The sequence below is a fragment of the Pseudoalteromonas sp. NSLLW218 genome (assembly GCF_015864775.1).
Taxonomy (GTDB): domain Bacteria; phylum Pseudomonadota; class Gammaproteobacteria; order Enterobacterales; family Alteromonadaceae; genus Pseudoalteromonas.
Map to the genome: position 1 here is coordinate 284912 of NZ_JADYWO010000005.1, position 11793 is coordinate 296704.

The 11793-nt window shown below is 39.3% G+C and carries 11 protein-coding genes; 8 read left to right on the forward strand and 3 right to left on the reverse strand.

Annotated features, from left to right (window positions below; translation table 11 throughout):
* Positions 1 to 416: 416 nt before the first annotated feature.
* A complete protein-coding gene (gshA, locus tag I6E80_RS09745) occupies positions 417 to 1994 on the forward strand; it encodes a glutamate--cysteine ligase (protein WP_024598434.1) in 1578 nt (525 codons plus the stop codon).
* 145 nt (positions 1995 to 2139) lie between these two features.
* Positions 2140 to 2751, forward strand: coding sequence for a transglycosylase SLT domain-containing protein (locus I6E80_RS09750; RefSeq protein ID WP_010554629.1), 612 nt, complete (start codon positions 2140 to 2142; stop codon positions 2749 to 2751).
* A gap of 48 nt (positions 2752 to 2799) precedes the next feature.
* Here I6E80_RS09750 and I6E80_RS09755 read toward each other — a convergent pair whose 3' ends face one another.
* Both I6E80_RS09755 and I6E80_RS09760 read right to left on the reverse strand, forming a co-directional pair.
* Positions 2800 to 4068, reverse strand: coding sequence for an HlyC/CorC family transporter (locus tag I6E80_RS09755; RefSeq protein WP_024593584.1), 1269 nt, complete (start codon positions 4066 to 4068; stop codon positions 2800 to 2802).
* Between the two features lie 61 nt (positions 4069 to 4129).
* Positions 4130 to 4936: an inner membrane protein YpjD gene (locus I6E80_RS09760; RefSeq protein ID WP_024593585.1), complete on the reverse strand. Its 807-nt coding sequence runs from the start codon at positions 4934 to 4936 to the stop codon at positions 4130 to 4132.
* 253 nt (positions 4937 to 5189) lie between these two features.
* Here I6E80_RS09760 and ffh point away from each other — a divergent pair, with 253 nt between their 5' ends.
* The 6 genes from ffh to tyrA all read left to right on the forward strand — a co-directional run bounded on the left by ffh (position 5190) and on the right by tyrA (position 10168).
* Positions 5190 to 6569, forward strand: coding sequence for a signal recognition particle protein (gene ffh / locus I6E80_RS09765; RefSeq protein WP_076925472.1), 1380 nt, complete (start codon positions 5190 to 5192; stop codon positions 6567 to 6569).
* Positions 6570 to 6829: 260 nt separating this feature from the next.
* Positions 6830 to 7078 carry a 30S ribosomal protein S16 gene (gene rpsP, locus I6E80_RS09770; RefSeq protein ID WP_002962192.1) on the forward strand — a complete coding sequence of 83 codons (249 nt, stop codon included), beginning with the start codon at positions 6830 to 6832 and terminating at the stop codon, positions 7076 to 7078.
* 17 nt (positions 7079 to 7095) lie between these two features.
* Positions 7096 to 7632 carry a ribosome maturation factor RimM gene (rimM, locus tag I6E80_RS09775; protein WP_010554631.1) on the forward strand — a complete coding sequence of 179 codons (537 nt, stop codon included), beginning with the start codon at positions 7096 to 7098 and terminating at the stop codon, positions 7630 to 7632.
* The gene (trmD, locus tag I6E80_RS09780; RefSeq protein WP_007581405.1) at positions 7632 to 8399 is read left to right on the forward strand and encodes a tRNA (guanosine(37)-N1)-methyltransferase TrmD; all 768 of its coding nucleotides are present in this window, start codon (positions 7632 to 7634) and stop codon (positions 8397 to 8399) included. Before rimM ends, trmD begins: the two co-directional genes overlap by 1 nt.
* Positions 8400 to 8432: 33 nt before the next feature.
* Positions 8433 to 8792 (forward strand): 50S ribosomal protein L19, encoded by a 360-nt coding sequence (rplS, locus tag I6E80_RS09785; protein WP_007581406.1) that lies wholly within the window; start codon positions 8433 to 8435, stop codon positions 8790 to 8792.
* Positions 8793 to 9034: 242 nt separating this feature from the next.
* The gene (gene tyrA, locus I6E80_RS09790) at positions 9035 to 10168 is read left to right on the forward strand and encodes a bifunctional chorismate mutase/prephenate dehydrogenase (RefSeq protein WP_197185443.1); all 1134 of its coding nucleotides are present in this window, start codon (positions 9035 to 9037) and stop codon (positions 10166 to 10168) included.
* 127 nt (positions 10169 to 10295) lie between these two features.
* Here tyrA and I6E80_RS09795 read toward each other — a convergent pair whose 3' ends face one another.
* Positions 10296 to 11453: a chorismate mutase gene (locus I6E80_RS09795; protein WP_076925473.1), complete on the reverse strand. Its 1158-nt coding sequence runs from the start codon at positions 11451 to 11453 to the stop codon at positions 10296 to 10298.
* Positions 11454 to 11793 lie beyond the last annotated feature (340 nt).

The following is an 11793-nucleotide window of genomic DNA, read 5'->3' on the forward strand; positions in this document are numbered from 1 at the left end:
CTATTATTTTAGGCTTATATTTTGCGTATTTAATTTATACTTAAATACGCATTTAAAGCATTTGTATAATGCCCAGAGCAATGGCAATATTACGACTTAATATAATGATGTTGGTCATATCAAACGCATGTATAGAGTGGGTAAATAATTATTAACTTAGAAAAATTATATTGTTCTTAGCAATTTATACCAGTTGCATTAAATAAGGATCTATTATAGCGCTAAGAAAATAGCACAATAGTAAGGCGAAAATTATGACATATAGTTGTTCTATATGAATAATTTTTAACGCAGTGAGTGCGCTATTTAATGCGATAGAATGATCATATTTTCAATAAAATTGGTATTTATCTTGAGTCTAAGTAATTAGCCCCCATAACCTTATGATTAAGCCACGTGGCCCGAGGAAAGATTTTTTGACAACACATGATTTAGCTAACGCACTTGAAGCGTTATCAGTAAATGAGCACCAACATGCAGTTAAAGGCATTAAACGTGGCATAGAGCGAGAGTCGCTAAGAATACAAGATAATGGCGCTATATCACCTCAAGGTCACCCAAAAGGTGTGGGCAGTGCGTTAACTAACGGCCATATCACAACTGATTTTTCTGAGTCTTTACTTGAATTTATTACTCCAGTTAGTGAATCGTCAACGCAAACGCTTAAGCAATTAAAAGACCTTCAAAAGTTCACTCTAGAAAAAATGGGTGATGAACTGCTTTGGCCTATTAGCATGCCGTGTTTTATTGAGCACCAAGACGATATAGTGCTAGCTCAATTTGGTAGTTCAAATACAGGCCAAATGAAAACACTATACCGTGAAGGATTAAAAAATCGTTACGGTAGTATGATGCAAGCAATTGCGGGTGTTCACTTTAATATTTCATTTCCAGATACGCTTTGGCAGTCACTTCATTCGTTACAAAAAAGCAATGCAAACCTTCAAGATTTTATCTCAGAAGGTTATTTAGCGCTTATTCGTAACTTTAAACGCGAACTATGGCTAATAAGTTATATGTTTGGCGCATCGCCAGCATTGTGTAACTCATTTTTGCAAGGGCGAAAAACCGACTTACCATTTAAAAAACTAGGTAAAGGCACGCTTTACTTAGAAGTTGGTACAGCACTGCGTTTAGGTAATTTAGGCTATACAAATAGCGCGCAGTCGTCACTACGCGTAATGTATAACTCGTTAGATGAATATGTAGCGGGCCTTAAAAAAGCAATCAACACACCATCAGAAATTTATGGTGATCTTGATGACTACAAGAGTGAAAACCCTAAGCAGTTAAATAAAAATATTCTGCAGATTGAAAACGAATTTTACTCGCCAATTCGTCCTAAGCGTAATGCAAAAAGTGGTGAAACGCCAACGGATGCATTGCTTCGAGCTGGCATTGAATACGTAGAAATTCGCGCATTAGACGTAAACCCGTTTAGTGAAGTTGGTATTGATATTGAACAAATTCACTTTTTAGATGTGTTTTTAACGTATTGTTTATTAAAAGATTCAGCTCCAATGGATTGGAAAGAACAAGCGCGTAGTACTGAAAATCTCGACACAGTAGTAAACCAAGGTCGAGAAGAAGGGCTAATGCTTAACTTTAATAACACACAGCGTAGTCTTCAGTCGTGGGGCGATGAAATATTTACCCAGCTTACTGATGTCGCTAAATGGATGGATAATGCTTATGGTGTTAACTATTACTCGGATACTATAAAGCGCATGGCAACGTGGATACATAATCCAGAGCTTACTTACTCTGGACGTTACGTGTCACAGTTAAAAGAGTCTGGTTTAGACAACGGGCATTTTGCACTAGCATTGGCTAGTAAATATAAGCAAAGCCACGCCGATACAGGCTACAGCGAGTTTTTAAAACCTTGGCTGGAACAACAAGTAGTAGAGTCTAACGAAGCACAAGCTGCAATTGAGCAGGCAGATACCCAGTCATTTACCGCGTTTTTAGATGCGTATTTTGACGGTAAATAACCTTGATATTTAGCAAAATTTAAGCAAAAAAAACGCAGCCCAAGTTGGCTGCGTAAATATATTCAGGGATGAATTAATGCTGTACTGCTGCATTCATTGAGTCAGACCCACACTTTTTAAAAAAGTTCTGTGAGATCTTAGAAAAATGAAAAAAAATGCAATTATCCTATCTCTCGCCATTACTTTAGCCGGTTGTGCTACAGCGCCTCCAAAGCAACCTAACGATTTATGTAAAATCTTTGAAGAAAAGCCAGATTGGTATTTCGACGCAAAAGATGCACAAGAAAAATGGGGTTCTCCCAAGCATGTACTCATGAGTATGATGTACCAAGAAAGCTCATTTAAGCATGATGCCGCTCCGCCAATGGAGTACTTCTTATGGATAATTCCTACCGGTCGCGCAAGTGATGCCTATGGTTACTCGCAAGCTAAAACACCAACATGGTCTGATTATATTCGTGAAACAGGCAACAACGGTGCTGATAGAGACGACTTTGACGATGCAATCGACTTTATGGCGTGGTTTGTTTATAAAACGCATAAAGTAAATAAAATATCTAAATGGGATGCTTACGCACAATACCTTAATTATCATGAAGGTTGGGGTGGGTATAAGCGTGGCACGTACAAAAAGAAAAAGTGGCTAATGGGTGTTGCGAACAAAGTTAAGCACAGAGCTAGCCGTTATGGTGCGCAATTAAAACACTGCGAAGAAGAGCTTGATAAAGGTTGGTTTGAACGTCTTATATTTGGCTAGATAGTTATTAATGGATATAAAAAAGGAGCCAATTGGCTCCTTTTTTATTTAGCGAGAACGCTTATTTGGCAGTATCTTCACTTGTTTTATCATGTTTTCTTTTACTTCGAGTACTTCAATAGGATATCCCGCGATACGCAAACTAATATTTGCATCAGGAATATTCTCCAAGTATTCAACAATTAAACCACTCAGAGTTTTAGGTCCATCTAGCGGAAAATCCCAGCCCATTTCTTTATTTAAATCGCGTACGTTAGCGCCGCCATCCACAATACATGAGCCATCAGTTTGTGTTTCTACTTCTTCGCTTGGCGTACGAGTTTGCGTAGTTGTAAAATCGCCAACAACTTCTTCTAAAATATCTTCTAGGGTCACTAGGCCTTGGATGTCGCCATACTCATCTACCACTAAGCCTATGCGTTCTTTAGATTGCTGAAACTTTAATAGCTGAGTATTTAGTGATGTTCCTTCAGGGATAAAGTAAATTTCACGTACAGCGCGTAGCAAAGAAGGTTTATCAAATTGCTCTTTTGTAAGTAGACGAAGCGCATCACGTGAGTGAATAAAACCTACTGCATCATCTATGTTATCGCGATACAACAACACGCGAGTATGTTGTGCATGGGTAAGTTGGCGACTAATTAGTTTCCAATCGTCATTAATATCAATGGCCACAATTTCGTTTCGTGGGATCATAATATCTTCAACGGTAACTTGTTCTAAATCTAAAATTGAAGTCAGCATACTTTGATGACGAGCAGGAATAAGTGCACCGGACTCATTGAGTACTGTTTTTAATTCTTCTTTACTCATGCTGTGTTCGTCGATTTGAGCGGCACTAATACCAAATAACCGCAGTATACCGTTTGTCATCCAGTTAATAACCACAACAAAAGGGAAGAGAATTTTTAGTAATCCCTTAAGTATTATTGAACTTGGAAAAGCAACTTTTTCAGGGTAGAGGGCAGCAAGGGTTTTAGGTGTTACTTCTGCAAATATAAGCACAACTAGAGTTAACACACCCGTTGCTATAGCAATACCTAGGTCACCGTAAAGGCGAATACCTATAATGGTTGCAACTTGGGCTGCTGCTATATTGACAAGATTATTACCGATTAAAATTAAACCGATGAGCCTATCTGGACGGCTAAGTAATTTACTGACTCGTTTAGCTGCACGATGATCCTCTTTAGCGAGGTGTCGCAGGCGTATACGATTGATTGACATAATTCCGGTTTCTGAACCAGAAAAATAAGCAGAAAAAAGCACCAAAAAACCTAAAATGATAAATAGGGTACTTGTCGATATGTCGTCCAACGATGGATCCTTTTCTTATAAATCAATGCGTATTAAGCTAGAGTGAGCAAGCAGAGTCAAGTTAAAACTTATTTAGTATCACTTCTTGTATGAAACGGCTGCCAAAATAAGCGAGTGTGAGGACAAATGCAGCGACCATGATTGTAATAACCACCGGTTTACCGCGCCAACCCTTTTTCATATGCCCGATAGCTACAACGGCAAAAATAGCCCACGCAACTAACGATAATATTGTTTTATGAATGAACTCTTTAGCGAACATTCCATCAAGAAATACAAACCCTGAAAGTAATGCAAATGTGAGTAATATAGTGCCTAAATTAAGAAGTTGGTAAAGCTGGCGCTCCACAACCATTAAAGGCGGAAGGTGGCTGTGCACAATTGCTAAATCTTTACGTTTTAAACGTTTATCAATAAAATAAAACTGTACACCATATAAAGTAGCAATAATTAAAATACAGTAGGCTAACAAAGATAAGGAGATGTGCGTTACTAAACCCACCTCAATATTAATACTTTGTAATAAAATATGATGAGGAATAAATAAACTGGCAATGGTTAGTAAGGCACCAAAACCATAAACAACGGGCAACAATAAAGTCGCAGGGAATTTTAGTGAGACAGCCGTCACCGAAACTACAATCACCCAGCAGGTCAAAAGAGCGACGTTTACGATACTTAAATCTTGACCGTCGGCTCTAAAAACAGAGTTAACTAACAGCAGCATATGCGCCACTATAGCAACCGTGCTTAAAATAACGGTTACTTTTTGGCTAGGGCCTTGTTGATGAAACAGGCGTGAAAGCACGTGAGACGTTGCTAACACATAAAATAAACTGGCAATAATAGTTAAACTAATAATCAGCATTGTGCTTGGGCCACTTAATTTGAGACAAAATAATCCTTGTTGTTATATAGCCATTGTATTTTATAGCAAAGCAAATGCATAGACCTTAAAAAAAGAAACTCAACAAGGTGCACTTGAACACTATATTGTAAGGCGCCATATACGGTATACTACTTTTAATTGAAACTTAATAAGTCAATCTAGGTTAATTGAAAAATCAAATTAACCGTAAAATTTAAATGGATTGATATAAACGTCTTATCGGAACCGTTACATGTTTGAGAACCTCCAAGAACGATTAGGTAAAACCTTAAAAAATATCAGTGGCCGTGGCCGTCTGACGGAAGACAACATAAAAGACACACTTCGCGAAGTGCGTATGGCATTTTTAGAAGCCGATGTGGCATTGCCTGTTGTTCGCGAGTTTGTAAAACAAGTTAAAGAACGTGCAGTTGGGGTTGAAGTTACAAAAAGCTTAAGCCCGGGCCAAGTATTTATAAAAATAGTGCGTGAAGAACTAGAAAAAGCAATGGGTGAGGCTAATGAAGAGCTAAGTCTAAATGCGCAACCGCCAGCCGTTGTAATGGTAGCGGGTCTACAAGGTGCGGGTAAAACCACCAGTGTAGCTAAGCTTGCTAAGTTTTTAAAAGAGCGAAAAAAGAAATCAGTACTTGTAGTAAGTGCCGATGTTTATCGTCCTGCGGCTATTAAACAGCTAGAAACGCTTGCAGCAGAAGTTGATGTTGATTTTTTCCCAAGTGATATTTCGCAAAAACCAGTTGATATTGCAACCGCTGCAATTTCACATGCTAAAAAGAAATTTATAGATGTAGTACTTGTTGATACTGCAGGTCGTCTACATGTTGATAGCAACATGATGGATGAAATTAAAGATCTTCATAAAGCAATCAATCCAATTGAAACCTTGTTCGTTGTTGATGCAATGACAGGTCAAGATGCTGCGAATACAGCTAAAGCATTCGACGAAGCATTACCACTTACCGGTGTTATATTAACAAAAACCGATGGTGATGCACGTGGTGGCGCAGCTTTATCGATTCGTCATATCACTGGCAAGCCTATTAAGTTTATGGGTGTGGGTGAGCGCACTGACGCACTTGAACCTTTCCACCCAGACCGCATAGCGTCACGTATTTTAGGCATGGGTGACGTACTTTCATTAATCGAAGAAGTCGAAATGAAAGTCGACAAAGAGCAAGCTGCTCGAGTTGCTGAAAAAGTATTTAAAGGCGCAGGTTTTACCCTTGACGACTTTGCTGATCAATTAAAGCAAATGAAGAATATGGGTGGCATGATGTCAATGCTTGATAAGCTCCCTGGTATGTCTAACTTACCAGATGCTGTTAAAGGTCAAATGGGTGATAAAACATTTATCCAAATGGAAGCTATTATTAGCTCTATGACTAAAAAAGAGCGCGCACGCCCAGAAATCATTAAAGGTTCGCGTAAAAAACGCATCGCAGCAGGCTCAGGTACGCAAGTACAAGAGATCAATAAGTTGCTTAAGCAGTTTACGCAAATGCAAAAAATGATGAAAAAAATGAAAGGTAAAGGCGGCATGACTAAAATGATGCGCGGTATGAAAGGCATGTTACCACCTGGAATGATGGGCGGCGGCGGTCCTAAATTTTAAAAAGTACCATTAAGTTACTTTTTAAAATAATAGCGAATCATATTTAAAGGAGCAAATAGCTCCTTTTTTGTTGAATAAATTATGCATGTAATACACCTTTAACTCTTATTTGTCGTTGAGATCACGGTTTAACCTACTAAACTGCCTTTTTGGTTCACTTCTTACTTGCGTTATTGCCAAAAACTCGTACAATTCCCCAGCTCCCCATTCTGGGGAGTAAATCTTATTAATGAAAACAGTCAATCTTTATAGAGGACGGTATGGTAACTATTCGTTTGCAACGTGGTGGCGCTAAAAAACGCCCTTTCTATCAAATTGTGGTTGCGGATAGCCGTTTCTCGCGTGACGGTCGCTTCATCGAGAAAGTAGGCTTTTTTAACCCAATTGCTTCAGGTCAAGAAGAAAAAATTCGTTTAGATTTACCACGTGTTGAACACTGGGTAGGTCAGGGCGCATCTCTTTCAGATCGCGTAGCTAAGTTAGTAAAAGACGCTCGTAAAGCGGCTTAATAGGCGTAAGTGTAACCATGAGTCAAGAGAACACCTCATCAATAATTGTCGTAGGAAAGCTCGGTGCCCCATATGGTATAAAGGGCTGGCTTAAGGTACATTCATTTACTGATGATCCCGTAGGGATCTTCGATTTCAGCCCGTGGTTGATAGGGCAGCAAGGTAAATGGCAGTCCTTAGAAGTGGTCGACTGGCGTCGCCACAACAAAGGCTTTATCGCTAAATTTGCGCAGGTAAACGACCGAGACGAAGCAATGGCTTATACCCATGCTGAAATCTCAATGGATGCAGCGCATTTACCAGAACTCCCGCAAGGTGAGTTCTATTGGCGAGATCTCATTGGCATGTCTGTTGTAACCGATAAAGGTTATAGCTTAGGCATTGTTGATGACCTGATGGAGACAGGATCAAATGACGTACTGGTTGTTAAAGCAAACAGTAAAGACGCATTTGGTCAAGCTGAGCGTTTGATTCCTTTTTTAACTGATTCAGTTATTAAAGAAGTCAAATACGACGCAAGAGAAATTACCGTAGACTGGGATCCTGGTTTTTAATGACGCAAACTAGTTCATTATGGGTAGGGGTGATAAGCCTTTTTCCAGACATGTTTGACGCTATTACAGACCAAGGTGTTACCGGTCGCGCAGTAAAAAATGGCTTAATTGATTTTAACTGCTGGAATCCGCGAGACTACGCTTTAGATAAGCATAGAACCGTAGATGACCGTCCTTACGGGGGCGGACCTGGTATGTTAATGATGGTTGAGCCATTAAAAAAAGCGATTGCCGAAGCTAAAAAAGCAGCTGGTGATGGTGCTAAAGTAATTTATATGTCCCCGCAAGGGCGCAAACTTGATCAGCAAGGTGCTAGCGAACTCGCTAACTCTAAAAAACTGATTTTGATTGCCGGTCGCTATGAAGGTATAGATGAGAGAATAATAGAATCATATGTTGACGAAGAATGGTCAATTGGTGATTTTATTTTGAGTGGTGGCGAACTACCTGCCATGACATTAATTGACGCAGTAGCGCGATTAGTGCCAGGTGTGTTAGGTCATAACCAGTCAGCGGAACAAGATTCATTTTCGGATGGCTTGTTAGATTGTCCACACTATACACGACCAGAAACATTGGACGACAAACAGGTTCCTGCTGTATTACTCAGTGGCAACCACCAAGAGATAGCAAAATGGCGGCTTATGCAGTCATTAGGCAGAACTTGGTTACGACGTCCTGACTTGTTGCATAACCTAGCTCTGACTGAGGAGCAAGCGGTATTACTCGCGAAATTTCAGCAAGAGTACCAAAAAGCTTGTGGCTAGAAGACAGTTACACCTAGGAAAGTGAGAAACATAATGGCAAAAGTAAACCAAAATATTATTAAAGCGCTTGAAGATGAGCAGCTTAAAACAGACGTACCTGCATTTGGCCCTGGTGATACAGTGGTTGTACAGGTAAAAGTAAAAGAAGGTGCTAAAGAGCGTCTACAGGCCTTTGAAGGTGTTGTAATCGCTAAGCGTAATCGTGGTCTTCACTCAGCATTCACAGTTCGTAAAATCTCGAACGGTGAAGGCGTTGAGCGTGTATTCCAAACGCACAGCCCTCTTATTGATAGCGTAACAGTTAAGCGTCGCGGTGCAGTTCGCCGTGCTAAGCTTTACTATCTACGTGAGCGTTCTGGTAAATCTGCACGTATTAGAGAAAAACTTAACTAATACGCGCTGTTTATCAACGCAAAAAAACGGGTTGCATCCTTCGGGTTGCAACCCGTTTTGGTTTTAGAATATTATTTTCTCAATTCTCAATTCTCAATTCTCAATTCTCAATTCCTCATTAGTAAAATTTCCGCTTTAGCCTTTTCTCAGTTAGCTGATCCTGTTAGTATTTATCGTATTGATTAGTTTACTTTTATGTAAATTTATATTTACGTTATTTGGTTTTTTAAGGTGGGACGAACGTGGCTGACATAAGTGATTTAGCACAGCTAAGAGAAGGTATAGATGAATGCGATGCACAACTTGTTGCCTTACTCGCTAAACGCAATGGTATTACGCAAAAAATTGGTGAGATAAAACAACAAACAGGTGCGCCTTTACATGCACCTGTCCGTGAAGCAGAGCTATTAGCGGCAAGACGACAAGAAGCAATAAATCAAAATGTAAGCCCAGATCTCGTTGAAGATATACTAAGACGTATGATGCGAGAAGCCTATCAAAACCAACAAGCGAAACTTGCATGCGCAGCGCCAGAGCTTTCGCCAATTGTAATTGTGGGTGGTCAAGGTGCCATGGGGCAGTTATTTGCACAGCAGTTTATTCGCTCAGGTTACGAAGTTAAAATTTTAGATAAAGATCAGCAAAACGATGCTAAAAGTATTTTAAAAGGTGCCAAGCTGGTAATGATTAGCGTACCTATTAATGCATTAGACGCTGTCGCTGCTAAGTTACCTAAACTAGATGAAGACTGTTTACTTGTAGATATTACATCGGTAAAGCAATCGCCTATTAAAGCATTAAAAGCTGCGCACAGTGGCCCTGTGGTTGGTTTACATCCAATGTTTGGGCCCGATATATCACATTGGGTAAAACAAACAGTTGTTGTATGTGAAGGGCGAGAGCACCAAGCGGCAAAAGGTTTATTACAGCAGTTACAAGTATGGGGTTGCCAGCTTGTTGAGCTTGATGCTAAAAAACATGATGAAGCAATGCAAATTATTCAAGTAATGCGCCATTTAACGACATTTGTGTACGGACAGTTTTTAGCAAAACAAAGTCATACGCTAGAAGAGTTGCGCAGTTGCTCGTCACCTATATATCAATTAGAGTTGATGATGGTCGGGCGTTTGTTTGCACAGTCGCCTGAGCTGTACTCAGATATTATGCTCGCACAATTTGATGATGTAGAGAACCTACTTGCACAGTACCAAGATACCTTTGCAAGTACATTAGCTAAATTAAAAGCGGGAGATAAAGCCGCGCTTATTGATTCTTTTGCTGAAGCTAAAGTTTACTTTTCTGACTCTACAGAACACTTTTTAACGCAAAGTCGAAGCTTATTAAATAAAGCGAATGATTCAAAAGTTTTAGATTAATATTTGTTATACCGTTTGCTTAAGTATGGGGACTTAATTCGTTAAATTACTCAAATACTTATACAGATTGGTACTGGTTAACTAAAAAGGGCCAATATTGGCCCTTTTTGATTTGTAAAATTGCTTATTAAGTATTAACGCTTACGGCCTGCAATGACTCGCTTTGGTAGCATCCTAAAATACGTACATATTGGGTGTGCTCTTTAAGCTCTTCTAGCGCTTCTTTTACTTGGCTTTCGGCTAAGTTTGCTTCTAGGTCAACATAAAAAACTTCTTCCCACGGATTACCTGGAGTAGGGCGAGATTCAAGTTTTACTAAATTAATCTTGTGCTGTTTAAAAATCATTAGCGCATCGGCTAGTGAGCCCGCTTGCTGTTTTGTCGACATGATCAAACTAGTTTTAGTTGGAATTTGGTTAGATACTTGTAGAGGCTTACGTGCAACAACAATAAAGCGGCTATGGTTTTCGCTTTGATTAGCTAGGTTTGATTTAATAACCTCAAGCCCTACGTTTTTCCCCGCTTGTGCAGAGCCAATTGCTGCACTATTTGGTGTGCTTAATGCCGATTGTAGTGCGCTTGATGTTGAGTCACATGTTTCATGTTGTAAGTCACCTAAGCCCTGTAAAAAACGGCTGCACTGCGCAAATGGTTGTGGGTGTGCAAATATTTTTGTTAGTTGGCTAAGTTCTGTTTCTGGATTTGCGAGCAAGCAGTGCTCTACACTGTGAGTTACCTCACCAACAATTGATACTTGTGCGTGCTGTAATAAGTCAAACACCTCGTTAATACTACCAGAGCTTGTGTTTTCAATGGGTAACAAGCCAAAGTCAGCTTGGCCGTTTTCTACTTTACCTGTTATTTCATCAAACGATGTACAGCCAATTTCAACTAATTTACCCGGGCGGCGGCTAAAATATTTATGACATGCTAGTTGGCTATAAGAACCCTGACCACCTAAGTAAGTGACACGGTGTGTTTCACTGAGGGCATCTGGATTCAGATTTTTTTGTAACATTGCTTGTTGGTGTAAAACAGAGTCTTCCAAAATAGTTTGGAAAACATTATTTACGTAGTAAGCATCTAAACCTAGTGATTTACCATAACCAATCAGTTTTTCTAAAAGTGCTAGTTCGCGAGCTTCATCGCGAATTGGTTTGTTGTTAGCAATTTTGTACTCAACCACACCATGGCTAATGCGGCGGCGTTTAGCTAATAACACGAGTAAATCAGAGTCTATTTCATTTATATCGTGTCTTAGGGTATTTAAAACATCATTTGTCATTTTGGTATCCTCATTCCAAAAGTAAGCTGTTATTACACAGCAAAAACAAAAAAGCCTCCCGGTTGGGAGGCTTTACTATTCGATTGATTTTATCTCACAAACAGGGAAGCCTCTCCTATATAAAGAAGCTAAAAAACGAAAAAAAAGTGCGAGAGATAAATATTTTCATGCGGTTAATGTATGGAGAGTTGCTAACAATGTCAATAAAGATCTAAATAAGCTTAGGGTACTATTTATTTCTCTATATTAGTTTTTATAGAAAGTTTACAAATAATTTATAAATATGAATCTGGATCTGGTATATTTCGTTAACTGGTTCAAATAATAACAATTATTAATA

Excerpts from the sequence above, each read along its gene's own strand:
- trmD (WP_007581405.1), top strand. The coding sequence starts at position 7,632 with ATGACGCAAACTAGTTCATTATGGGTAGGGGTGATAAGCCTTTTTCCA.
- I6E80_RS09760 (WP_024593585.1), bottom strand. The coding sequence starts at position 4,936 with ATGCTGATTATTAGTTTAACTATTATTGCCAGTTTATTTTATGTGTTA.
- ffh (WP_076925472.1), top strand. The coding sequence starts at position 5,190 with ATGTTTGAGAACCTCCAAGAACGATTAGGTAAAACCTTAAAAAATATC.
- I6E80_RS09750 (WP_010554629.1), top strand. The coding sequence starts at position 2,140 with ATGAAAAAAAATGCAATTATCCTATCTCTCGCCATTACTTTAGCCGGT.
- I6E80_RS09795 (WP_076925473.1), bottom strand. The coding sequence starts at position 11,453 with ATGACAAATGATGTTTTAAATACCCTAAGACACGATATAAATGAAATA.
- rimM (WP_010554631.1), top strand. The coding sequence starts at position 7,096 with ATGAGTCAAGAGAACACCTCATCAATAATTGTCGTAGGAAAGCTCGGT.
- rplS (WP_007581406.1), top strand. The coding sequence starts at position 8,433 with ATGGCAAAAGTAAACCAAAATATTATTAAAGCGCTTGAAGATGAGCAG.
- rpsP (WP_002962192.1), top strand. The coding sequence starts at position 6,830 with ATGGTAACTATTCGTTTGCAACGTGGTGGCGCTAAAAAACGCCCTTTC.